The organism is Fusibacter sp. QWL-12, from assembly GCF_058683495.1.
In genome coordinates, this window is sequence record NZ_CM178745.1 from 2,233,147 (window position 1) to 2,259,605 (window position 26,459).

A 26,459-nucleotide genomic window follows, 5' to 3' on the forward strand; every position below is an offset into this window, starting at 1 on the left:
TGACAAAAAGATTGGTTCAGTATCATCTTAATTTATGACAAATAGAGTGCTCAAAAGGTGACATATATTGTTTAAATAATATGTGAATGGGTATATTAATGATTGTCGCCAAATCTTTCTTCATATTATGTGATACTAAAATGAAAATGTTGCATCTTCTTAACAAAATAAATGAGAATTAGTGTTGACTCGTATGATGCTTATGGTGTAAGATAATCAAGTCGCTAAGCGATGGCAACATTAAAAAACGAAAAGTTAAAAATAAGTGTTGACAAAGCTTGTGAGATTTGATAAAGTATAAAAGCTGTCACGTTGAGTTAGTAATAGCGATGATATGTGAAAGCATTTATAAAGATGAAAGCCGAAAGGCCTGAATCAAAACCAGGACCTTGAAAATTGAATAGCGCAAATGAAAAAAACCAAAAAGAATTGAAAAATTCTCGTCAACCTTTTGAGGCTCTAGTAGCAACAAAAGAAGTGATAAAAAACGGAAACGCTTCTTGGGAAATTGAGAAGCAAAAAGCAAGTTAGCTCGTTTTGAGATAACAGGCAAAACTTAAAATTAATTTTAAGAGTTTGATCCTGGCTCAGGATGAACGCTGGCGGCGTGCCTAACACATGCAAGTCGAGCGTGATTAAGTGGAGTGGAGACTTCGGTCAAAGCGAAGCTTATGAAAGCGGCGGACGGGTGAGTAACGCGTGGGCAACCTGCCTCATACAAAGGGATAGCCACTGGAAACGGTGATTAATACCTTATAAGTCGGTAGCATCGCATGATGTAGCCGACAAAGATTTATCGGTATGAGATGGGCCCGCGTCTGATTAGCTAGTTGGTAAGGTAACGGCTTACCAAGGCGACGATCAGTAGCCGACCTGAGAGGGTGATCGGCCACACTGGAACTGAGACACGGTCCAGACTCCTACGGGAGGCAGCAGTGGGGAATATTGCACAATGGGCGCAAGCCTGATGCAGCAACGCCGCGTGAGTGATGAAGGCCTTCGGGTTGTAAAACTCTGTCCTATGGGAAGAAACAAATGACGGTACCATAGGAGGAAGCCCCGGCTAACTACGTGCCAGCAGCCGCGGTAATACGTAGGGGGCAAGCGTTATCCGGAATCACTGGGCGTAAAGGGTGCGTAGGCGGCTTATCAAGCCAGGGGTGAAAGGCATTGGCTCAACCAATGTAAGCCTTTGGAACTGATAGGCTTGAGTGCAGGAGAGGTAAGTGGAATTCCTAGTGTAGAGGTGAAATTCGTAGATATTAGGAGGAACACCAGTGGCGAAGGCGACTTACTGGACTGTAACTGACGCTGAGGCACGAAAGCGTGGGTAGCGAACAGGATTAGATACCCTGGTAGTCCACGCCGTAAACGATGAATACTAGGTGTCGGGCGTCAAAACTCGGTGCCGCAGCAAACGCATTAAGTATTCCGCCTGGGGAGTACGCACGCAAGTGTGAAACTCAAAGGAATTGACGGGGACCCGCACAAGCAGCGGAGCATGTGGTTTAATTCGAAGCAACGCGAAGAACCTTACCAGGTCTTGACATCCCTCTGAAGTAGCCTTAGCCGGCTATGTCTTTCGGGACAGAGGAGACAGGTGGTGCATGGTTGTCGTCAGCTCGTGTCGTGAGATGTTGGGTTAAGTCCCGCAACGAGCGCAACCCTTATGTTTAGTTGTCATCAGGTAATGCTGGACCCTCTAGACAGACTGCCGTGGATAACACGGAGGAAGGTGGGGATGACGTCAAATCATCATGCCCCTTATGATCTGGGCTACACACGTGCTACAATGGTCGGTACAACGGGCAGCGAAGTCGTAAGATGGAGCGAATCCTAAAAAGCCGATCCCAGTTCGGATTGTGGGCTGAAACTCGCCCACATGAAGTTGGAGTTGCTAGTAATCGCGAATCAGAATGTCGCGGTGAATGCGTTCCCGGGTCTTGTACACACCGCCCGTCACACCATGGAAGTTGGGGGCGCCCGAAGCCAGTGGCCTAACCGCAAGGAGGGAGCTGTCGAAGGTGAAACCAATGACTGGGGTGAAGTCGTAACAAGGTAGCCGTATCGGAAGGTGCGGCTGGATCACCTCCTTTCTAAGGAGAAATAGACATTTGCGCTGTTCAATTTTGAGGGTCTTGCAAAAGAACCTTGAAAGAAGAATAGGAACTGAAACGACTCGATAGAGTGTAGATGATTAAGATATTAATCTTAGACAGATACCCTCCTAAGAAAATTCTTTGGATTTCCTCACGTCGGTCGAAAAACATCCTGTTTTTCGTGTGTACCTTGAAAACTGCATATAGAGAAGACATTAAAAAGTGTAGATTTAGATGAGAGTCTAAATCGAAAGAAGTAAAAAACCCGATATTAGTAAAATAATATCAAATGGTCAAGATAATAAGAGCATAGGGCGGATGCCTTGGCACTAGGAGCCGAAGAAGGACGTGGTAAGCTGCGAAAAGCTACGGGGAGCTGCAAGCAAGTGTAGATCCGTAGATATCCGAATGGGGCAACCCGGCTGGAGTAATGTCCAGTCATCCATAACTGAATTCATAGGTTATAGGAAGGGAACTCAGGGAACTGAAACATCTAAGTACCTGAAGGAAGAGAAAACAAAAGTGATTTCCTAAGTAGTGGCGAGCGAACGGGAAATAGCCCAAACCTAAGTCTTCGGACGAAGGGGTGTGGACAGTCGATAAAGTGAAAATGTATCTTAGCAGAACTGCTTGGGAAAGCAGGCCGAAGAGTGTGAGAGCCACGTAAGCGAAAAGAGAAGTATAGCGAGACTGATCCGGAGTACCACGGAGCACGTGAAACTTTGTGGGAAGCAGGCAGGACCATCTGCCAAGGCTAAATACTACCTAGTGACCGATAGTGAATAGTACCGTGAGGGAAAGGTGAAAAGAACCCCGAGAGGGGAGTGAAAAGAACCTGAAACCCTATGTTTACAAGCAATGGAAGTTCGTTAAAGAACGACCATGTACTTTTTGTAGAACGGGCCAACGAGTTACGTTATGCAGCAAGGTTAAGTGCTTCAGGCACGGAGCCGCAGCGAAAGCGAGTCTGAAAAGGGCGAATGAGTTGTATGGCGTAGACCCGAAACCGGGTGACCTATCCATGTGCAGGGTGAAGCGAGGGTAAAACCTCTTGGAGGCCCGAACCCATATCTGTTGAAAAAGGTTGGGATGACATGTGGATAGCGGAGAAATTCCAATCGAACCCGGAGATAGCTGGTTCTCCTCGAAATAGCTTTAGGGCTAGCCTTGAGGTAAAGAGATACGGGGGTAGAGCACTGAATGTCCTAGGGGCTTTCACCGGCTACCGAAGACTATCAAACTCCGAATACCGATATCTTATACTCAGGAGTCAGACTATGTGTGATAAGATTCATAGTCAAAAGGGAAACAGCCCAGACCATCAGCTAAGGTCCCAAAATGTAAGTTAAGTGGAAAAGGATGTGGGATTGCCCAGACAACTAGGATGTTGGCTTAGAAGCAGCCATACATTTAAAGAGTGCGTAATAGCTCACTAGTCGAGTGATCCTGCGCCGAAGATTACCGGGGCTCAAACTTACTACCGAAGCTATGGAATTAGAGTAATCTAATTGGTAGAGGAGCATTGTATACGGGGTGAAGCACGATCGTAAGGACGTGTGGACTGTATAGAAGAGAGAATGTTGGCATGAGTAACGAGAGACGGGTGAGAATCCCGTCCGCCGAAAACCTAAGGTTTCCTGAGGAAGGTTCGTCCGCTCAGGGTAAGTCAGGACCTAAGCCGAGGACGAAAGTCGTAGGCGATGGACAACAGGTAAAGATTCCTGTACCACCGAGAACCGTTTGAGAGAGGGAATGACACAGGAGGTTATGCTAAGCGCACGATTGGTTGAGTGCGTCCAAGCAGCGAGTCTGAGAGGTAGGCAAATCCGCCTCTTATAAAGGGTGAGCTGTGATGGGGAGTGAAAATAGTAGCGAAGTAGCAGATATCACACTGTCGAGAAAAGTTTCTATCGAGGGAGCAGGTGCCTGTACCGTAAACCGACACAGGTAGGAGAGTAGAGAATACTAAGGCGAGCGAGAAAACTATTGTTAAGGAACTCGGCAAAATGACCCCGTAACTTCGGGAGAAGGGGTGCCATCACAGGTTCAGAGCTAGTGGTGGCCGCAGAGGATAGGTCCAAGCGACTGTTTACCAAAAACACAGGTCTCTGCTAAATCGAAAGATGATGTATAGGGGCTGACGCCTGCCCGGTGCTGGAAGGTTAAGGGGAAGTGTTAGAGCAATCGAAGCATAGAACCGAAGCCCCAGTAAACGGCGGCCGTAACTATAACGGTCCTAAGGTAGCGAAATTCCTTGTCGGGTAAGTTCCGACCCGCACGAAAGGCGTAACGATTTGGACGCTGTCTCAACAATAGACTCGGTGAAATTGTAGTACCGGTAAAGATGCCGGTTACCCGCAGCTAGACGGAAAGACCCCGTGGAGCTTTACTGTAGCTTGGCACTGGATAATGGTATATCATGTACAGGATAGGTGGGAGACTTAGAAGTTAGGACGCCAGTCTTAATGGAGTCACCGTTGGGATACCACTCTTGATATAACGTTATTCTAACTGTAATCAGTTACCCTGATTCAGGACAATGTCAGGTGGGCAGTTTGACTGGGGCGGTCGCCTCCTAAAGAGTAACGGAGGCGCCTAAAGGTTCCCTCAGCGCGGTTGGAAATCGCGCGAAGAGTGTAAAGGCAAAAGGGAGCTTGACTGCGAGAGAGACATTTCGAGCAGGTACGAAAGTAGAGCTTAGTGATCCGGTGGCACCGCATGGAAGGGCCATCGCTCAACGGATAAAAGCTACCCCGGGGATAACAGGCTTATCTCCCCCAAGAGTCCACATCGACGGGGAGGTTTGGCACCTCGATGTCGGCTCGTCTCATCCTGGGGCTGAAGTAGGTCCCAAGGGTTGGGCTGTTCGCCCATTAAAGAGGCACGCGAGCTGGGTTCAGAACGTCGTGAGACAGTTCGGTCCCTATCTGCTGTGGGCGTAGGAAATTTGAGAGGAGCTGTCCTTAGTACGAGAGGACCGGGATGGACAAACCTCTGGTGGATCAGTTGTCTTGCCAAAGGCACAGCTGAGTAGCTAAGTTTGGACGGGATAAGCGCTGAAGGCATCTAAGCGCGAAGCCCCCCTTAAGATGAGATTTCCCATCCAGAAATGGAGTAAGACCCCATGAAGATAATGTGGTAATAGGCCTGAGGTGTAAGTGCAGTAATGCATTCAGCTGACAGGTACTAATAGGTCGAGGTCTTGACCAAATTTTACTAAAACTTTTAATGAATGATCTGTATGTAGTTTTTAGGGTATATACCTTAAACTGTTGAAACCATCATTTTATGATGTTTTAATAGAAAGCCTAGTCTATTTACTTTGTAAACAGACCCACGGCTGAATTTGCAAAGCAAATTCATATCTAGTGACGATGGCGGAGGGGCAACACCTGTTCCCATACCGAACACAGAAGTAAAGTCCTCCAGCGTCGATGGTACTTAGCGGGCAGCTGCTTGGGAGAGTAGAACGTTGCTAGTTAGAAAAACTCAGTCTTTTGACTGAGTTTTTTTAGTGTATTCAATATGTTAATTATTAAATCTATAATTATTAAATCTATAATTATTAAACCTATAATTATTAGCATCGCTTTGACTCTAAATCTATTTTAAGCATAAATGGTTATTCAACTTAAAAATCATTTGAAATCACAAAAAACTCGGTCATTAGACCGAGTTTTTTATTTATGCATGCTAGTCGAATACGTTCCTAATCCTTCAAGTATATTAAACTGCTTATAATCGGCATCCTCAAGATTCGAAAAGCTCAGCCCAATCAGACGTACAGGTTTTTCTAGCTTTAATCCTTCAAACATATTAATTAGAGTTGCTTCAAGAATGTTAAAATCATTTGTGTTGTACTCTAAACTATGACTTTTAGTAAACTGCTCAAAGTCATGATATTTAATTTTAATCGTCAGCGTTCGAGGCATTAAACTTTTTTCATCTAAGCGATGTTGTATTTTAACGAGATATTTATAGAGGATTGCGTATAATAACTCGCGATCGTCGCTGTCCTCTTCAAGTGTGGTTTCACGGCCATAGGATTTTCGTTCTGCATATTCCTTGACAGGTCGATCATCAATGCCGTGAATACGATCGATGATTTCTTTAGCCCAAGCCTCACCTAAAATATCATTTAAAAGCTCACTTGGATAAGAGTAAAGATCATCGATCGTAAAAATACCGATTCTATTGAGCTTTTCACATGATTTTTTCCCAAGACCATGGATTTTAATAATAGGTAACGGACGCAATAAATCGGGAATCTGAGAAGGAACAATTTCAAAAATACCATTAGGTTTGTTCCAGTCTGAAGCCAATTTTGCCAAGAATTTATTATACGAAATACCAACGGAAATCGTTAGTCCGGTCAGTTCGTTCACTTCTTTTTTTATACGTTTTGCTATTTCGATAGGATTCTCAAGACCGGTTACATCAATGTAAGCTTCATCAATAGAAACCCTTTGAACAGTATCAAACTCTGACTCTATCAAATCAAAGATTTGACTTGATATATCGGAGTATCGCTGCATGTTTCCATAGACATAAATGCCATTTGGACATAGTTTCTTTGCAACGACGATGCTCATCGCACTGTGGACACCATACGCACGTGCTTCGTATGAACATGTAGATACAACACTTCTATCAGAGTCGCCACCAACGATAAGTGGTTTTCCTCTGTATTCAGGATGGTCTAACTGTTCTACTGACGCAAAAAAAGCATCTATATCAAAATGAATAATTTGTCGATTCATAACGCACTCCAATTCAGAACATATGTACTGTTTTTAGTATACATGATTTTAACTCAGATAGCAATCAGTGTGTCAAATTTCTCTTTTTGATACCAAGAGGATATGATATAATCAATTTATGAAAACGTTACCAGTAACGTTACCATAAACTGCGATTCATTTAGGAGGATAAAGTGAGAAACCTAAATATTAAAGATATTGCCAAGCTTGCAGGGGTTGGTGTAAGTACCGTATCGCGAGTGATCAATCAGCATTCAGACGTCAAAGATGAAACGAGAGAACGCGTACTTGAAGTAATCGCGAAATATAACTATATTCCAAATAATAGCGCTAGAAATCTTAAGAGATCTGAAACGATGGATGTGGGGATTTTGATAAAAGGGATGTACAATCCTTTTTTTGCGCATATGATCGAATCGATAGAAAAGAAACTTTCTTATGCTGGTTACTCTGCAGTGATTCACTATAATATTGAAGCAACAAAGGATATTGATGCAGCATTCGAGTTTATCATGGAAAAAAAGCTAAAGGGAATTATCTGTTTAGGTGGTGATTTTGATCAGCTTACAGATAAGGAAATTGAACGTTTAGGAGTCCCATTGATAATGGCTTCAACAGAAATTCCTGAATTACTGAATAAAAACCTCTTTTCAAGCGTAATAATTGATAATGAAGAGGCTGCAAAGTCAGCTACAGAATTTTTAATCGAGAGTGGACATCGAAAAATAGGTATTATCACTTCTGGTGATCAGGATATGTCCGTCGGCACTATAAGAACAAGGGGCTATATTAAAGCACTTGAAGAAAATAAAATAGAAAAAAACGACAATTACTTTGAAGTTGGCGCATATACATTTGAAACAGGCTATGAAGCGATGAAAAGGTTACTTGAGAAAGCCGACGACCTTACAGCAGTATTTGCAATCTCAGATGTCATGGCCATCGGTGCTGCTAAGGCAATTGGTGAAAAAGGGCTCAATATTCCAAATGACATCAGCATCATTGGATTTGATGATATCGACTATGCTGCTTTTTTTAATCCAGCACTTACGACAATTCATCAACCGGTTGAAGAAATTGCGTTTGCCACTGCAGAAATTATGGTAGGTATATTAGATGAAAGACAATCACATCAACATATGGTCTTTCCAACTGAAATTATTGAAAGGTCTTCTTGTAAAACAATTTAATTAAGCAGCAGAAGGGAGCTAGTATGAAATCCTATATGAATGAGCTTGGAATTAAGAAGTTTTCGTTTGGACATATGATTCCAACGGATACGATTTTAGAAACAACTTTCTCGGAAGTAAAGTCAACTTATAACGGCATTATCAGAAGAGAAAACAATGAGACACTCATTGAACTACCACTTGAAAAAAACGATATTGTCTATGGACTAGGACAAAACGTTCATGGCATCAACAAACGTGGACATATCTATGAAGCATTTTGTTCAGACGACCCTAACCATACTCCAGATAAAAAATCACTTTATGGTGCGCATAATTTCTTTATTATAGCAGGGGTAAGTTCAACAGGCTGGTATATCGATTTCGCAGGAAAAATCACTTATGATATAGGATTTACCTATAGAGATAAGCTCGTGATCACGTTAAGCGGTAGCGATTTTGATCTTTATGAAATAACGGGAACACCTAGTGAAATCGTCAATCAATTTCGCAAGCTCATAGGTCTTAGCTATGTCCCACCTAAATGGGCATTTGGCTATCAGCAGTGCCGATGGAGCTATGAAACAGATGAAAGAGTTAGAGAAATTGCCAAAGGCTTTGAAGAAAATGATATCCCTATTGATGCGATCTACTTAGACATCGATTACATGGAAAGATATAAGGATTTTACTGTAGATGAGGAACGTTTCCCTAATTTTGAAACGTTTGTAAAAGAACTAAAATCAGAAGACATTAAGCTTGTACCTATAATAGATGCAGGTGTGAAAATAGAAGATGGATACGATGTTTATGAAGAAGGCGTTAAAAATGATTTCTTTGTTAGAGATGAAGCAGGTCAACCTTTTGTCGCAGCAGTTTGGCCGGGAAAAGTGCATTTCCCTGATGTCCTCAATGCACCAACACGTCAGTGGTTTGGCGCATACTATCACAAGTTCTTAGAGATGGGAATCGAAGGCTTTTGGAACGATATGAATGAGCCTGCTATTTTTTATTCTGAAAAGGGTTTAAATGAAGGAATCGCCTTTGTAAAAGAACAAGAAGGTAAAAATTTAGATATTGGCACTTTCTTTGCACTTAAGGATAGCATAATGAATCTGTCTAATGCTGAGAAGGATTATAGAAGTATGTACCATAAAATGAATATCGATGGTGGAGAGAAGATCGTTAATCATTATGATGTGCACAACCTTTACGGCTACAACGTTACAAGAGCAGCAGCAGAAGGGTTTGAAAGCTATGATGTCAATCGTAGATTTTTCTTATTAACACGCGCGTCACATATCGGTATGGCAAAACACTCTGGCATTTGGACAGGGGACAATCATTCTTGGTGGGAGCATATCAAGCTCAATATTCAAATGATGCCGTCTTTAAGTATGGCTGGGTTCTTATATGCAGGTGCTGATACGGGTGGTTTTGGACATCATTCAAGTGGGGAACTCCTCTCAAGATGGATGCAATTCAGTTTATTTACACCGCTTCTCAGAAATCATAGTGCTATGGGCACACGACAACAAGAGCCGTGGCAGTTTGATTCAGAAGTCACCAATCATATTAGAAATTTAATTCGTATGCGTTATGCTTTGGTGCCTTATCTGTACTCAGAGTATATGAAAGCGAACTTAAATCAAAGCTTACTTTTTGCACCGCTTGGGTTTACGTATTTAGATGAGCGCTCTAAAGGCGTGGAGGATCAGCTTTTATTTGGTGATGAACTCATGCTTGCACCTATATATGAGTCAAATGCAAGAGGGAGACATGTTTATCTACCAGAGGAAATGGTCAAAATCAACTTAAGTCAGTACGAGAATATCGGTGAGCAAGGTTTTGAATGGCTAAGTAAGGGTGATCACTATATCCCGCAAGAAGTAGATGCGCTTTATGCCTACTTGAGACCAAATCGTTTATTGGTTTTAACTGAACCTAAAAATAGAGTTTCTCAACTCAACTACAATCAGTTAACAGTAATCGGTTTTGTTAAGGATACAGCAACCTATACTCTTTACGATGACGATGGCATCACGCAAAGTTTTAAAGAAGGTGTGTCTACTCAAACCGTATTTACAGTAACAAAATCAGATCAAGGTTTTAAAATTAGCGTTGATACAAATGTACATCCAATAGGTGATGTGACATTTTATCTAATAGATGAATCTGGCAAAACGCATGTCATCAAACAGTCAGGTTCTAAAATGGTATAGATGCAATATACCATTTTAAACACAATTTTGGTAACGTTTCCAAGGAGGATATAATGAAAAAATATACGGATGAAATTAAAGTGTTTTTAAAGTCTGAGTTTGGTAAAACACTTGATAATGCCACTGAGCAAGAAATCTATTTTGCACTTTCTAAAACGATTATGTCAGAAGTTGCTGATAATTGGGAAAACAGCAAAGCCGCTTATGGCAAAGGAAAACAAGCATACTATTTTTCAGCTGAGTTTTTAATGGGTCGTGCACTTGGCAATAACTTAATCAACCTTGGTTTGTATCAAGAGATCAAGGATGAGCTTAAAACACTAGGTGTTAATCTCAATAAGTTAGAAGAGCTTGAAGAAGATGCAGGTTTAGGAAATGGTGGTTTAGGCAGACTTGCAGCATGCTTTTTAGATTCTGCAGCGACTGTAGAAGTGCCACTACACGGTTATGGCATTCGTTATGACTATGGAATTTTTAAACAATATTTCGAAGATGGCTTCCAAAAGGAAACTGCTGATAACTGGTTAAAAAATGGTGATCCATGGTCGATCAGAAGAAGCAGTGAAGCTGTTACGGTTCATTTCGAAGATGGCGATGTTTTAGCGGTACCATATGATACACCTGTTATTGGATATGGCACAAATAACATCAATACACTTAGACTTTGGAAGGCTGAGCCCGTTCAACCATTTGATTTCGATCTTTTTAATGAGCAAGATTACGACGCGTCTGTAAAAGAAAAAAATAGAGCAGAAGACATTTCTAGAGTCCTTTATCCAAATGATTCTACAAATGATGGTAAAATTCTTAGATTAAAACAACAGTACTTCTTCGTGTCTGCATCTTTACAAGAACTTGTTAGAAAGTTCAAAGAGCAACATGGTAAGCACTTTGAGAAGTTCCCAGAGTTCATTGCAGTACAACTCAACGATACACATCCAGTTGTGGCGATTCCTGAGTTAATCCGTATCCTTGTGGATGAAGAGCATGTTTCATTTAAGAAAGCATGGCACATTGCAAATGAAACGTTTGCTTATACCAACCATACCATATTAAACGAAGCGCTTGAAAAATGGTGGGTCGGATTTTACAAAGAATTATTGCCTAGAATTTATGAGATCATCGAAAAATTAGACAAACAATTTGTTCATGATTTAAAAGAATTTGGCGTTGATAAAGAGCACATCAAAAAGATGCGAATCATTCAAGACAATATGATTCACATGGCTTACATGGCAATCTATGGCACAAAAGCGACCAATGGTGTTGCAGCGCTTCATACTGAAATCCTAAAGGACCAAGAATTAAATGATTTTTATAAAATCTATCCAGAAAGATTTCAAAACAAGACAAATGGTATTACGCAAAGAAGATGGATTGCATTAGCAAATCCACAACTAACAAGCTATATTACTGAACTTTTAGGAACGGATTCGTGGATCAAGCAGCTGGATCTCTTAAGAGGACTTGAAAAGTTTTCAAATGATGAAGCGGTATTAAAAGCGCTTATGGCGATTAAAAAAGAAAAGAAAACAGAGCTTGCTGCATTTATTAAAGAAACTGAAGGCATTGAAATTGATCCGAACTCAATCTTTGACATTCAGATTAAAAGACTTCACGAATACAAACGTCAACTTTTGAATGCGTTCCAAATTCTCAACCTCTATTTTGATATTAAAGAAAATCCAAGCATCGACATCGTGCCTAGAACCTTTATATTTGGTGCTAAAGCTGCTCCTGGTTACTTTAGAGCAAAGGGTATTATTAAGTACATCAACGAAATCGCAAAATTAGTCAATGAAGATAAAGATGTCGCTGGTAGAATTAAGGTTGTATTTGTACAAAACTACCGTGTTTCTTATGCGGAAAAATTATTCCCAGCAGCTGACTTATCTGAACAGATTTCAACGGCAGGTAAAGAGGCGTCAGGAACTGGTAATATGAAATTCATGTTAAATGGTACGCCGACTATAGGTACGCTGGATGGCGCAAACGTAGAAATCGTAGAAGAAGCTGGCGTTGAAAACAACTATATCTTTGGCGCAAAAGTAGAAGAAATTGAAGCGATTAAAGACACTTATGACCCAGTTTTAATCTACAAATCACATCCAAGACTTAAGAAAATTATCGATACACTCATCGATGGTACCTTTGACGATGGTGAAACGGGTATGTTTGAAGAACTTTATAATTCTCTATTAAAAGGTGCTTCATGGCATAAGGCAGATAATTATTTCATTCTTAAAGATTTTGACGATTATGTTAAAGCGCAAAAGAGAGTGGATCAGGACTTCAGAAACGAGCTTGAGTGGGCTAAAAAATGTCTCGCTAATATCGCTGGAGCCGGCAAATTTAGTAGTGATAGAACGATTTTAGAATATGCGAAAGATATTTGGAATATTAAGCGCATTGATGTATAATAATGGATGAATTAATCTATTAGGAGGCAGCAATGTACATTGGTATCGATTTGGGTGGTACAAATATAGCTGGCGGTTTAGTCAACGACTTGGGTGAGATTTTGGAAAAGTACTCTGTTCCAACTGACCGTGACAGAGGTAGCGATGCTGTAATTGAAGACATTTATAAGGTTATCGTTCATTTAATAGAAAGTAACCGCACAGGCAAAGCAGTAAAAGGTGTGGGAATAGGTATTCCTGGAATTGCTGATCCGCACACGGGTGAAGTATTAGTAGCAGTTAATTTACTTTGGTATAACGTGCCACTAAAAGAAAAACTTGCAGCGAAAATTGATTTGCCGATTTTTATCGACAATGATGCGACGGTTGCAGGGGTAGCTGAATTTCAGGTTGCGCAAAAAGGGCAATACAAGGATGCTGTTATTTTAACCTTAGGAACCGGTGTTGGCGGTGGTGTTTTAGTAGATGGCAAAGTTGTTTCAGGTCACCATGGTATCGGTTCCGAACTTGGGCATATGCTCATTGGAGAAGGGCTATACACTTGTAACTGTGGTAGAAATGGTTGTTTAGAAACATTTGCATCATCAACTGCAATTATCCACTATGCAAAACACCTGATCGCTGAAGGAAAAGCAACCAGTATGCTAGATGTCGTAAAAGGTGATATGAGTAAAATTTCAGGAGAAATTATTTTTGATGCAGCAAAAGCTGGAGATGCAGTTGCCAATGAGGTAGTCAATCGTTTGGTTAAATATCTCAGCATCGGTATTATGAATATCGTTTGTGCAATCGATCCTGAAGTGATTTTCTTAGGTGGTGGTATCTCTATGGCGGGTGATTTCTTACTCGATAGAATCAATGCGCAATTAGAGGACTTGAAGTATTTTAAAGCATCGCCATGTGCAAAGGTTGAAATTGCTAAGTTTAAAAATGATGCTGGTATTATCGGTGCAGCAATGTACGCGATGATTCAAGGTTAATTGGACTAGAAAGGAACGAATAATGGGTAAATTAGAATTTAATTACGATAGTGCGATGATCAAATCACACGAATATGAAAATCTTAAACCAATGGTACTTGCTGCTCATGAACAACTTCATGCAGGCACAGGTGCTGGAAATGACTATATTGGCTGGTTAGACTATGCAACTACTTATGATAGAGAAGAGTTTGCTAGAATTAAATCGGCAGCAGCGAAAATCAATGAAATGGCAGATGTGTTAATCGTTATCGGTATCGGTGGCTCTTATTTGGGCGCTAAAACGGTCATCGATGCGTTGTCACACAGTTTTTATAATGAACTTCCTAAAGAAAGAAGAAAAACAGCGCGTATTTATTTTGCTGGTCATCAAATCAGTGGCACTTATTTAACGGACTTGCTTGAAATGATTGAGCATGAATCTGTTTGCTTAAACGTCATCTCTAAATCAGGTACAACTACTGAGCCAGCGATTGCGTTTAGAGTGCTTAAAAATGCGCTTGAAAAGAAATACGGTAAGGAAGAGGCCGTTAAGCGTATCTTCGCAACAACAGACGCAAAGAATGGCGCACTAAGACAACTTGCTACTGCAAATGGCTATGAAACGTTTGTTATTCCTGCTAATGTTGGTGGTCGCTATTCAGTAATTACACCTGTTGGTTTACTACCGATCGCAACAGCTGGTATCGACATCGATGCATTTATGGCAGGTGTAACTGAAGGGCAAGCAGAGTATTCAAATCCAAATATCGACGAGAATATTTGTTATCAATATGCACTTCTTAGAAATGTAATGTACAACAAAGGCAAAGCGATCGAAGTGCTCGTTAACTATGAACCATCTATGGCTTTCTTAGCAGAATGGTGGATGCAGTTATACGGAGAGAGCGAAGGTAAAGATGGCAAGGGCTTATTCCCAACGAAGATGAATAACACAACGGATTTACATTCTATGGGTCAAATGATTCAAGATGGTCCAAGACACGTGTTTGAAACGGTTGTCAGAGTTGCATCTGTAGAAAAGGATATTGTTCTTGAGATTGAAGACAACGACTTAGATGGCCTTAATTATTTGGCAGGAAAAACAATGAGTTATGTCAATGAGAATGCCTTTAAAGGTACTTTAGAGGCACACGTGGATGGTAATGTACCAAATCTAGTTGTAACGATGCCTACGAAGGATGCTTTTCATTTAGGTAAGCTCATGTATTTCTTCATGAAGGCATGTGGTGTTAGTGGTTATGTATTAGGCGTTAATCCATTTGATCAACCAGGTGTTGAAGCTTATAAGAAGAACATGTTCAGATTACTAGGCAAAAAATAGTCAATCTCAGGTAGTTCTATATCTTGTAGGACTTCATACCCAACGAAACTAGATGTAGTATCGATAAGTCCAAAATTGGAGAAAAATCAATAGTTTTTCTCCAATTTTTTTATTGTTTTTTTTCTGTATTTTAATAGACACCCTATAAATACGGTGATAAAATATGTCTTGTAACTCTACCATATGTAGACTTTGTTAAAACTATGAACACTAAATATAGTATCATATATAACTACAACGCTAAATGAGGGGTGTGAACATGAAAGTAGTAAAAAGAGACGGTGCTGTCGTAGATTTCGAAGTGAGCAAGATCGTCAGAGCGATTGAAAAAGCAATGCAGGAAACAACACTTGGAATCGATCGTCCACTTAGTCAAGCAATCGGAGAGCAAATTATTGAAATTGCTACAGGGAGAGAAGTCCCTATCTCAGTTGATGAGATTCAAGATCTCGTTGAAGAGATGTTAATGGAAAGTCCAAGAAAGGACGCGGCTAAGAAATACATCATCTACAGAAATGAAAAAGACAGTACGCGTATTGTTAGAAAAAAAGAAGATCATAGACTTTTGACCGATGAATTCATCAGCAAATACAAGCATATGAATTCACCAATGCAACAGTTAGGTGATTTTGTTTACTATAGAACGTATTCTAGATGGTTACCTGAAGAAAAAAGACGTGAATACTGGTGGGAAACGGTAAGACGTGCGGTTGAATACAACTGTGAAATCGTAAAAACCAATCGTTCAGAGGCTGAAGAATTATTTGATAGTATCTTTAACTTAAGACAGTTTTTATCTGGAAGAACTTTCTGGGTAGGCGGTACTTCTGTAGCGAAACACTATCCGATGGCAAACTATAACTGTAGTTTCCAAGTTGTTGATAATTTCAGTGCATTTAAAGATATCTTCTACTTATTAATGATTGGCTCAGGGGTTGGCGTTAGAATCCTTAAAAACGATGTTGCTCAACTTCCAAAAGTTAGAACTGATTTCGAGGTAGTTCATAAAGATTATTCGCCACTCCCTAGAAGTGAAAGAGAAGACAACACTAGCTTAGAGTTCTTCTATAATAATACAGTTAAAATTACAATTGGGGATTCTAAAGAAGGTTGGGTTCAATCGTTAGATTTCTTTATGCAACTCATCCATAGTAACGAGTACAGAAATATTAAAACGATTATTATTGATTATGATCATGTCAGACCAAAAGGTGAGAAATTAAAAACCTTTGGTGGTACAGCAAGTGGCCATACATCACTTAAAAACATGTTCTATAAAATCGACCGAGTTATTAAAAAAGCGGGTATCTTAGCTGAGGCAAAACAAGTTAAGTTAAGACCAATTGATTGTCTTGATATCGCAAACATTATCGGAGAAAACGTTGTCGTTGGTGGCGTTCGTAGAACCGCTGAAATCGTACTCGTTGATGCAGATGACCAAGAATGTATCGAAGCAAAATCAAAACTATATACGATGGAAGATGGCAAATGGGTTGTAAATGAAGACATTTTACACCGTCAAATGAGTAATAACTCTATTTACTATAAAGAAAAACCATCTAGAGAAAAGTTAAGATGGCAATTAGAGCGTATGCGTTATTCAGGAGAACCGGGCTGGGTAAATGAAGTAGCTGGCTCAAAAAGAAGACCAAACTTCAATGGCGTTAATCCATGTGGTGAGATTCTTCTAGATAATAAAGGTTTATGTAACTTAACAACCATTAACGTATTTGCTTTTGTTGATAGCAACAATAAACTGGATGTACAAGGCTTACTAAAAGCACAACGTTTATCTGCAAGAGCAAGCTACCGTATGACCTGTGTTGAGCTTGAGTTACCACTTTGGAATAACGTTCAACAAAGAGACAAGTTGTTGGGTTGCTCGTTAACCGGTTGGATGGATATGATCAATGCGACTAAGATGTCGAAAGACGAGCAAGCAAGCTTACTTAGACTACTTAGAGATGCTGCTAAAAAAGAAGCCGAAATGTATTCTGCTGAACTTGGTGGTAGAGTGCCTGTACTCGTTACAACTGTTAAACCAGAAGGTACATTATCACAGCTTCCTGTTGTATCAAGTGGTGTTCACCATTCACATTCGCCATACTACATTAGACGTGTTCGTATTAATTCACACGATCCATTGGTTAAAGTATGTGAAGAATTAGGCTACCCAGTACTTCCAGAGGTTGGTCAAGAAATGGAAACTTGTACAACCAAAGTTGTTGAGTTCCCAGTTAAAGCGCCAGAAGGCATCACTAAATACGATGTTTCTGCGGTTGAGCAGCTAGAAACTTACAAGATGTTCATGGAAAATTATGTGGATCACAACTGTTCTATTACTGTGTCAGTAAGACCTGATGAATGGGAATTGGTTGAAGAATGGGTATATGAAAACTGGGATGATACGGTTGCGTTATCTTTCTTACCGCTTGAAGACAGCTTCTATCAGTTGATGCCTTATGAAGCAATTGATGAAGAAGAGTATACAAGACGTGCTGCAGAGATGAAGCCTTTCAGACCATCTTTAATTACGAAATACGAAAAAGAAGAGATCACAATTGATATCGGAACTGAAGGCTGTGAAACTGGTGCTTGTCCAGTTAGATAATTTATAAGTATAATGATTAAGACCGAATGAAAGCAAAATTTTCATTCGGTCTTTTTTATTAAGCAGCAAGGAACTTGATGCAAAATCTGAGGACTCGATGTCCGAGGATTTTTATTAAGCTACAATCCCGCTTGTGGTAAAATCTGAAAGCTCGATGCCTGAAGATTTTTATTGTGTCAACACACTGTTTTTTCTTGTTTTTTTAAAAAACAAGAAGGAAAAAGTAAAAGTGTATAGAATATTACAAATAATGCAAATATTCAAATAAATCCAACTTGAGAGGAGAGCTTTCGAATGAAAAACTATGCAGTTGACAAAATTAGGAACGTCGCATTCTTAGGACATGGAGGTAGCGGAAAAACAACTTTAACTGAGGCTTTATTGTATACGACAGGTATTACGACACGTATGGGTCGTGTTGATGATGGGAATACAGTGTCGGATTATGATAAAGAAGAAATCAATAGAAAATTTAGTATAGGAACTTCTCTAATTCCAATCGAGTGGCATGAACATAAATATAATTTTTTAGATACTCCAGGATATTTTGACTTTGTAGGTGATACATTAAGCGCACTAAAAGTAGTTGGTGGTGCTGTAATAATGGTTGACGCTTCATCAGGAATCGAAGTAGGAACTGAGAAAGCTTGGAATTTCACTGAAAAAAGAAATCTCTCCAAAATCATTTTCATAAACAAAATGGATAAAGAAAACGTAAATTACGTGAAATTGATTAAGGATTTAAAAGATACATTTGGCAAAAAAATTGCTCCTTTCTGTATACCAATAGGTGAAGGCGCAGATTTTAAAGGTTTTATCAATGTTGTTGATGAAATCGGTAGGGTATTTGATGGCAAGGAATGCGTGGATGCTCCAGTTCCTGGTGATATGGAAGCGAGAGTTAAGCCGATTCGCGACATGCTGATAGAAGCAGTTGCGGAGAGCGATGAAGAACTCATGATGAAATACTTTGAAGGAGAAATATTCACAAACGAAGAGATTCACGAAGGTCTTAGAAAAGGCGTAATTTCAGGCGAAATCGTTCCAGTACTCGTAGGTGCAGTTGAAAAAAGAATTGGTATTCACACGCTTATGAGCATGATTTACGATTATTTCCCAACACCTAAAGAAATTAATGAGGGGATCTACAAAGGCGTAAATCCAGATACAGATGCGGAGGTAGAACGTAAATCTGATGAAGCAGAGCCTTTTTCAGCTTACATTTTCAAAACAATCGTCGACCCATTTGTGGGTAAAATTTCGATGTTTAAAGTATATTCTGGTACTGCTAAGAAAGATATGGAAATACTCAATGCAAACAAAGATGAGAAGGAAAGAATTTCTTCACTATTCTTATTAAGAGGTAAAGAGCAAATTCAAGTCGATAAAGTAATCGCAGGTGACATCGGTGCAACTGCAAAACTTCAATACACAGAAACAGGTGACACGATCTGTGATAAAGAACATCCAATCCGATTTGAAAGTGTTAATCTACCAAGACCAGCTCTTTTTATGGCGATTGAACCAAAATCAAAGGGCGATGAAGAAAAAATATTCTCTTCATTACATCGTTTAACAGAAGAAGATCCTTCGTTTACAATTGAAAGAAATAAAGAAACCAAACAAACCCTATTGGGTGGTCAAGGCTCGATGCAAGTTCAAGTCATTACTTCTAAGCTCAAAAATTTATTTGGGGTTGAAGTTGTTCTTGAAGATCCTAAAATTGCTTATAGAGAAACGATTAAAGGCGTCGCTACCGTACAAGGCAAGCATAAGAAACAATCTGGTGGTGCGGGACAATACGGCGATGTTCATATTAAGTTTGAACCATCAAATGAGCCATTTATTTTTGAAGAAAAAATATTTGGTGGTTCAGTACCAAGACAGTACATTCCAGCAGTTGAAAAAGGACTTATGGAATCACTCGATCATGGTGTTTTAGCGGGATGTCCTGTTGTAAACTTAAAAGCAACGCTTTTAGATGGTTCATATCATGATGTTGACTCGTCTGAAATGGCATTTAAACTTGCTGCACACCTTGCATTTAAAAAAGGTTTAGAGCAAGCTCAACCAATTCTTCTAGAACCAATTGCACATGTTGAAATTTATATACCAGATGAGTATATGGGCGATATTATGGGCGATATGAATAGACGTCGTGGTAGAATTTTAGGTATGGAACCAAATGAAGAGGGCTATCAAAAGGTAATTGCTGAAGCACCACAAGCTGAAATGTTCACTTATGCAACTGATTTAAGATCAATGACGCAAGCACGCGGTTGGTTTAACATGAGTGTTGAAAGATATGATGAAGTACCTATGCAAATCGCTTTGAAAATTATCGAACAAGTGAAACGCGATAATGAAAATAAGTAGTATATTCACTTTACAGTCGTTTATAGAGAGAACAACTGTGAAATAAGAGGATAGGGGGGAGACCTAGCGTAAACGCTGGGTCTTTTCTTTCGTTGGATATCTTGATACACTATAAGAAAAGTAGTGGAGGGCTTATGCAAGAATATAATTATAGCGAGATCGCAAATGATGTAATTAATTACGCTTTTTCTGAAGCGCGTGATTTAGGACATCAGTTCGTGGGCACAGAACATATCTTATTAGGCCTTTCTTTAATAAAAGGAAGTAAGGTTAGTAATACCTTTTTATATCATCGTATATCTGCCAAAGCCATCCGCCAAGAGATTATAAAGCTAATAGGTGAAACAGGAAGTTCAGAGGGAATCGTTGATTATACCATTAGAGCTAAGGAATGCTTGCAAAGAAGCCATCAATACGCTCTTAAGTCAAATAACGGTGAAATATTACCAGAGCATATGTTTATGTCGATTATAAGTGACAAGCAATCTATCGGTTATAAGGTACTTTCCAAACTAAGCTTCGATTTAAGCCACATTTTAAATGAATACGCTGCCATTGATCAAGAGTTACCAAAACTCATTAAAGCGGACATGAGTGATCAGGTAGATGTGAAATTAGTGACCTTTGAAAATGACTATTCAGATCAGCCGCAGGGTATTTTGGAGCAGTTGGCAGTCAATTTGGTTGAAGCTGTGAAAGATCAAGCAGATGAAATTACTGTAGGTCGAAACGATGAAATAGAGCGTTTGATTCAAATTCTAACACGTAAGCAGAAGAACAATCCATGCCTTATCGGTGAGGCTGGCGTTGGTAAAACACAAATTGTTAGAGGACTAGCACGTAAAATTGCAGTTGGAGATGTGCCGCTTGTGCTTAGAGAGGTTTCTATATATGAGTTAATCGTTAGTCAGCTTATTGCAGGCACCATGTACAGGGGACAGTTTGAAGAACGTGTAAACGAGCTCATTAAATCCCTGCTTAAGAAAAAGAATGCAATACTATTTATAGATGAGCTACACACCCTTGTTGGCATGGGGGCTACAGGAGAAAAATCCTATGATGCACTCAGCTTACTTAAGCCGTATCTATCCAGTGGTCAAATTAGGATTATTGGTGCGACCACTTATCAAGATTATCAGAAATATCTAGAACCAGATGCTGCAATTAGTAGACGGTTAACCACGATTTCAGTGGATGAACCATCGGCAGAAACCACTGTGCTTATTTTGATGCAGATTAGACAGTTTTACGAGCAACATCATCACGTAATTATTACTGAAGAGGCGGTTAAATCTATAGTAGAGCTGTCTGTTAGATATATTAGAGACCGTAAGTTGCCGGACAAGGCAATTGACATATTAGATGAAGCTTGTGCCCGTAAGAGAACGGATAACTTAAAGACCATGGAAATTATTGATGAAATCAAGTATCGATTAAATCAACTTAGAGATGAAAAGGAAGCTTTAATACTTGAAATGAAGTTTGATGCTGCAGCGAGGATACAAAAGGAAGAGATGCGTATTTTAGCAAAAATTGAAAGCAATCAGCAAGCGAAGCAGCTTTTATCCAATCAACCTCTCGTAGTGGATGTTTCAGACGTCGAAAAGGTCGTATCAGATTGGGCAAGAGTACCTATCTCAAAACTTTCTACACATGATAAAATTAGATTAAGACAGCTGGAAGAGCTGCTTGGAGAGCAGATTATAGGACAAGCTGACGCCATTCGCCACGTATCGAGTGCACTCAAACGATTTAGAATGGGAATAAAAGAGGAAAATAAACCTCTGGGGGCTTTCCTGTTTGTTGGACCGACAGGCGTTGGAAAGACAGAACTGTCTAAAGCAATAGCAGACGTTTATTTTGGGAGTGAAAATAATTTAATTAAATTAGATATGTCTGAGTTTATGGAAAGATATTCTGTTTCAAAGTTAATCGGTTCACCTCCAGGCTATGAAGGCACAAAGGAAGGTGGACTGTTAACCAATGCTATAGAAAAACAACCCTATTCTGTTATTTTATTTGACGAGGTCGAAAAAGCACATATAGATGTTCTGAACTTATTACTTCAGTTGATGGACGAAGGGGTTCTAACCGATGCGAGAGGGAAGAAGCACGATTTTAGAAACGCTTTAATTATTATGACCTCAAATATTGGAACTGATGAACCAGATATTAAGCAGGTAGGTTTTGGTAAGAAATCAGAACAGCTTGCGAATGAAACGAAGATTAGAGAAGCGTGTAAGAAGTATTTTAAACCAGAGTTTATCAATCGAATTGATGAAATAATTGTATTTAACAATTTATCTATTGAATCGATTGAAATGATTACAAAGCAACATTTAGAGGCTTTCGCAGCACTTATGAACGGTAAAGGGATACGCATATACTTTGATAATGCTGTAGTCAGTGTTATTGCTAGCGAGAGTTTTTCAACTGAATATGGGGCAAGGCCAATTAAGAGAAGTATAGATCGTCTTATTAAAGATCCTGTCGCGAGTTGGCTGATTGATCATGAGTCACAAATTGAAATTGGCTTAACAGTAGAAAATAATGAAATAAAAGTAAATGGGAGAACGTATGTCTAAACTGAAGACAAAATTTGTCTGTCAAGAATGTGGTGCAGTATCGCCTAAATGGTTAGGTAAATGCTTAGAATGTGGTGCTTGGAACTCTTTTGTGGAGGAGTTAGAACCTAAAATAGAGAAAACAAACACCTTAAACATAGGTGGGGGCGAAGGAAAGCCTAAGAAAATTAAGGAAGTGACATTTGATCTTGAGGAGCGCTATAGTACAAAAATGTCAGAACTTGACATCGTATTAGGAGGTGGACTTGTAAAGGGATCTTTGATATTAGTTGGTGGTGATCCTGGTATTGGCAAGTCCACACTTTTATTACAGGTTGCTTCACATTTGGCGGAACAAGATAAAATCGTTCTCTATGTGTCAGGTGAAGAATCTATAAAGCAAACCAAACTTAGAGCACAGAGGGTTGGTGCTGCAAGTGAAGAGCTTTATGTGATTTCTGAAAATAATATAGAACGCATTAAGCACCATGTAGAGTCTTTAAAACCAGATATATTAATTGTAGATTCCATTCAGACGGTTTATAACTCTGAAGTAACCTCTGCACCAGGAAGCGTCAGTCAGGTTAGAGAAGCGACCAATCAGTTTATGAACATCGCAAAAAAGTTTGGTGTAAGTACATTTTTAGTAGGGCATGTTACCAAACAAGGCGCGATAGCGGGTCCAAAGATTCTAGAACATATGGTAGATACTGTTTTGTATTTTGAAGGTGAAAATCACAATTTATATCGAATCTTGAGAGCAGTCAAAAATCGTTTTGGTTCAACCAATGAAATTGGTGTCTTTGAAATGACCAGCTCTGGCCTTAAAGAAGTAGAAAATCCATCAAAAATCTTCTTATCAGGAAGCTCAAATCAAATGCCTGGCTCTATTATCGTTCCTGCTTTAGAAGGCACTAGGACAGTGCTGGTTGAAATGCAATGTCTGGTTTCTCAGACCAATTATAATATTCCAAGGCGCATGGCGATGGGAATTGACTATAACAAACTCATACTACTAACAGCGGTATTAGAGAAAAAGGTAGGAATGAGTTTGTATCAGCAGGACATTTACCTAAATATCGTTGGAGGCGTTAGTATTGATGAACCCTCTGCGGATTTGGCGATTGTAATGGCAATTGCGTCTAGTCATAGAGATGTGGTTGTGCCAAGCGATATGATTATCTTTGGAGAAGTTGGGTTAACTGGCGAAATAAGAGCGGTTAACCAGGTACAACAGAGAGTTAATGAAGCAGCAAAAATGGGCTTTAAAAAGGCGATTATACCACACAGTAATTTAGAAGGGCTTACCCGTCCCGAAGGATTTACAGTTATAGGGTTAAAGCATATCGATGATATGCTGAAGTATTTTATGTAGTCTAAATCGGATGATCATGATTTGGTGATAAAGATTAGCAGCTTTAGAGCGGTATAGTGAAGTACCGGAGAAGGGTTACAAACCATAGATCAGCTTATATAAAAGCTTTGGGGTTATATACGAAAAATAGGTTATTTAAATAATAAAAAAAGGTTCTGGCATCCAGAACCTTTTTATGCTTTATTATTTGTTCGTAGATTTAGTAGAGACTAAATCTACCTAATGTAGAAATGTTTTTATATTCTTTCAAAATGACATCGTAAAGATTAATGTCCAAAGAATTACAGAGTGCAGCGATATAAAATTCAAGCTTGCCCAGCTCCTCTTCCACTTTTTCTCTACATGTTGGGCAAAGACTACCATTAATGTGCTCAGATTTGAAGTCTTTTAGCGCTTCATAATTTGAGTCATTTGGAACATCTGATTTTGAAACATTTAATTCCAAACAGCCACAGCTAGTAATAGATTTTACGACCGCACGATTGGTTCTTGAGGCAGCGTCTCCCATTTTACTAAGTATATCTAAAAGGTTAGCGTGTCGTATAAGGACTTCGTCTACTTTATTTTGGAATTCATCATAAATAACGTCTTTCATATTGCCTCCTAAACAAGTTATGCTAATATGTGAATTTATATTCACATTCTACCACAAAAGCCTTTAAACGGAAAGTGTTTGCTCTTTATTTAGATTGTGTAAAATATTGTTGACAAGAAATTTAACAAATAGTATAATTTTAAGTTTGTTGAACAAGTTGCAAAATTAAGGTATAATAGTAAAAAAGGCTGCATGGAGGTCAGAATGTTTAAAGTTGGAGATAAAATCGTATACCCTATGCATGGTGCTGGGGTCATAGAATCCATCGAGCACAAGGAATTGTTAGGTACAGACAAAGAGTTTTATATTCTAAAATTACCGATAAAAAACATGAAAGTAATGATTCCTATTGAAAATGCTGAGGAACTAGGGGTACGTAAAGTTGTTGATCAGAAGATGTTTAAGGATGTAATGGATCTTCTCGCTCAACACAAAGAAGTTATGCCAGATAATTGGAATCGAAGATATCGTGCAAATCTTGAGAAAGTTAAATCAGGTGATATTTTTGAGGTGGCAGCTGTAGTTAGAAATTTGGAAATTCTAGACAGAGAGAAAGGTCTTTCCACAGGTGAACGTAAAATGCTCAACAATTCTAAGCAAATTTTAATTAGTGAGCTGACCTTAGTAAGAGATTTAAAAGAGGATGACGTGGTTTCATTGGTCAATGCGACGATTGGAAGTCATTGACAAAAGCTTTATCTTAACGCGATAATGTGCTAAAATCAGTATTAAGTTCATGAGCATCTTTTGGATGCTCAATTTTATGTGAAGGGAGGGGTATGATGGTAGAAAAACTAATCAAGTATATCATCACGTTCATCGGACTCAGCTCTGGGGTTGCCTTAGGTATACGGTTAGCAGATCCGCTACACGATTTACACCTAATCAACTTTGATCGTATTGTTTACTTGGTAGTAACGCCAACCGTGCTAGGTCTTTTAGGCGCATTTGTTTTGTATTTTGCTTCTAAGATTCTCATTAAACTTGGCAAACGACTGGCTCAAATTGTTCAAAATGAATTAGAGAAAATTCCGCAACAAGATTTTTTATTTGGACTTATAGGATTAGTTTTTGGACTAATCATCGCTTTTTTAATTAGTGGCTTGTATGATATTATTCCGATACCAATGGTAGCAAGCGCACTTCAAATTCTTACTTTTATCTTTTTCGGTTATTTGGGAATTTCACTGGCTCAAAAGAACATCAAAGATCAGCCCAAGTTAACAGATTGGGCAAAAAAAATGACACCAGCTAAAACGATCAAAACAGGAGCTGCATCTGTACAATCAAAGCCTAAAATCTTAGACACAAGTGTTATTATTGACGGACGTATCGCCGATATTTGCAAGACTGGATTTATCGAAGGTGAAGTAATCATTCCAGAGTTTGTTCTCAGTGAATTAAGACATATTGCAGATTCTTCTGATGCTTTAAAGAGAAATAGAGGGAGAAGAGGTCTTGATATTTTAAAAATCATTCAAAGAGATTTACCTATTGTGGTAAAGATTGTTGATCAGGATTTTGAAGATGTTGCTGAAGTTGATGTCAAATTAATTAAGTTAGCCCAAAAGATGAATGGCTGTATCGTTACGAATGACTATAATCTCAATAAAGTAGCTTCATTACAGGATATACTTATTCTAAATATCAATGAACTTGCAAATGCTGTAAAACCAGTTGTTTTACCAGGCGAAGAGATGTTTGTTCAGATCATTAAAGAAGGCAAGGAAGCAAATCAAGGTGTATCGTATTTGGATGATGGCACTATGATCGTCGTTGAAGATGGTAGAAAGTTTATGAACGATCATATCACCGTTATCGTTACCAGTGTCCTTCAAACAGCTGCTGGTAAAATGATATTTGCAAAATCAAAACCTAATCAATCGTATTAAAGTCTTTTAAACCAAGGTGGTAAGTTCACCTTGGTTTTTGTTTATTATTATTAGTAAAAAAATGAATCTGTT

14 protein-coding genes and 3 rRNA genes are annotated in these 26,459 nt (G+C 39.1%); 15 read left to right on the top strand and 2 right to left on the bottom strand.

The features are described 5' to 3' along the window. Window positions 1–396 precede the first annotated feature (396 nt). From AC4PID_RS10785 to rrf, 4 genes are all read left to right on the top strand, one after another. A complete protein-coding gene (locus AC4PID_RS10785; protein ID WP_492132018.1) occupies window positions 397–531 on the top strand; it encodes a hypothetical protein in 135 nt (44 codons plus the stop codon). Window positions 532–564: 33 nt separating this feature from the next. Continuing rightward, window positions 565–2,096: ribosomal RNA gene (locus tag AC4PID_RS10790) — 16S ribosomal RNA — on the top strand. Window positions 2,097–2,390: 294 nt separating this feature from the next. Beyond that, a 23S ribosomal RNA gene (locus AC4PID_RS10795) occupies window positions 2,391–5,309 on the top strand. A gap of 154 nt (window positions 5,310–5,463) precedes the next feature. Next, window positions 5,464–5,580 (top strand): 5S ribosomal RNA (rrf, locus tag AC4PID_RS10800). The 16S, 23S and 5S rRNA genes sit together here, the layout of an rRNA operon. Window positions 5,581–5,779: 199 nt before the next feature. On the opposite strand, the gene AC4PID_RS10805 is transcribed toward rrf, so the two are convergent. Next, window positions 5,780–6,859 carry a DNA polymerase IV gene (locus AC4PID_RS10805; RefSeq protein WP_492132019.1) on the bottom strand — a complete coding sequence of 360 codons (1,080 nt, stop codon included), beginning with the start codon at window positions 6,857–6,859 and terminating at the stop codon, window positions 5,780–5,782. 173 nt (window positions 6,860–7,032) lie between these two features. Between AC4PID_RS10805 and AC4PID_RS10810 the strand changes: the two genes are divergently transcribed. The 9 genes from AC4PID_RS10810 (at window position 7,033) to radA (ending at window position 23,900) form a co-directional block, all read left to right on the top strand. Beyond that, the gene (locus AC4PID_RS10810; protein ID WP_492132020.1) at window positions 7,033–8,049 is read left to right on the top strand and encodes a LacI family DNA-binding transcriptional regulator; all 1,017 of its coding nucleotides are present in this window, start codon (window positions 7,033–7,035) and stop codon (window positions 8,047–8,049) included. Window positions 8,050–8,072: 23 nt separating this feature from the next. After that, window positions 8,073–10,250: a TIM-barrel domain-containing protein gene (locus AC4PID_RS10815; RefSeq protein ID WP_492132021.1), complete on the top strand. Its 2,178-nt coding sequence runs from the start codon at window positions 8,073–8,075 to the stop codon at window positions 10,248–10,250. 53 nt (window positions 10,251–10,303) lie between these two features. After that, window positions 10,304–12,670 carry a glycogen/starch/alpha-glucan phosphorylase gene (locus AC4PID_RS10820; RefSeq protein ID WP_492132022.1) on the top strand — a complete coding sequence of 789 codons (2,367 nt, stop codon included), beginning with the start codon at window positions 10,304–10,306 and terminating at the stop codon, window positions 12,668–12,670. Between the two features lie 32 nt (window positions 12,671–12,702). Further along, a complete protein-coding gene (locus AC4PID_RS10825) occupies window positions 12,703–13,650 on the top strand; it encodes an ROK family protein (RefSeq protein ID WP_492132023.1) in 948 nt (315 codons plus the stop codon). Between the two features lie 22 nt (window positions 13,651–13,672). Then, window positions 13,673–14,974, top strand: coding sequence for a glucose-6-phosphate isomerase (locus AC4PID_RS10830; protein ID WP_492132024.1), 1,302 nt, complete (start codon window positions 13,673–13,675; stop codon window positions 14,972–14,974). Window positions 14,975–15,233: 259 nt separating this feature from the next. Continuing rightward, complete coding sequence (gene nrdJ / locus AC4PID_RS10835; protein WP_492132025.1) at window positions 15,234–17,585, top strand: ribonucleoside-triphosphate reductase, adenosylcobalamin-dependent; 2,352 nt, start codon at window positions 15,234–15,236, stop codon at window positions 17,583–17,585. A gap of 294 nt (window positions 17,586–17,879) precedes the next feature. Then, window positions 17,880–19,961 (top strand): elongation factor G, encoded by a 2,082-nt coding sequence (gene fusA, locus AC4PID_RS10840; RefSeq protein ID WP_492132026.1) that lies wholly within the window; start codon window positions 17,880–17,882, stop codon window positions 19,959–19,961. A gap of 134 nt (window positions 19,962–20,095) precedes the next feature. After that, entirely contained in the window at window positions 20,096–22,546 is a 2,451-nt protein-coding gene (locus AC4PID_RS10845; RefSeq protein WP_492132027.1) for an ATP-dependent Clp protease ATP-binding subunit, read from the top strand. Then, window positions 22,539–23,900, top strand: a complete 1,362-nt coding sequence (gene radA, locus AC4PID_RS10850; RefSeq protein ID WP_492132028.1) for a DNA repair protein RadA — start codon at window positions 22,539–22,541, stop codon at window positions 23,898–23,900. Before AC4PID_RS10845 ends, radA begins: the two co-directional genes overlap by 8 nt. Before the next feature lie 199 nt (window positions 23,901–24,099). Here radA and AC4PID_RS10855 read toward each other — a convergent pair whose 3' ends face one another. Continuing rightward, on the bottom strand, window positions 24,100–24,495 hold the full coding sequence (locus tag AC4PID_RS10855; RefSeq protein ID WP_492132029.1) for a nucleoside triphosphate pyrophosphohydrolase family protein: 396 nt from the start codon (window positions 24,493–24,495) through the stop codon (window positions 24,100–24,102). Between the two features lie 204 nt (window positions 24,496–24,699). Here AC4PID_RS10855 and AC4PID_RS10860 point away from each other — a divergent pair, with 204 nt between their 5' ends. Together AC4PID_RS10860 and AC4PID_RS10865 are read left to right on the top strand one after the other, a co-directional pair. Further along, entirely contained in the window at window positions 24,700–25,182 is a 483-nt protein-coding gene (locus tag AC4PID_RS10860) for a CarD family transcriptional regulator (RefSeq protein ID WP_492132030.1), read from the top strand. Between the two features lie 95 nt (window positions 25,183–25,277). Beyond that, the gene (locus tag AC4PID_RS10865; protein WP_492132031.1) at window positions 25,278–26,387 is read left to right on the top strand and encodes a PIN/TRAM domain-containing protein; all 1,110 of its coding nucleotides are present in this window, start codon (window positions 25,278–25,280) and stop codon (window positions 26,385–26,387) included. Window positions 26,388–26,459 lie beyond the last annotated feature (72 nt).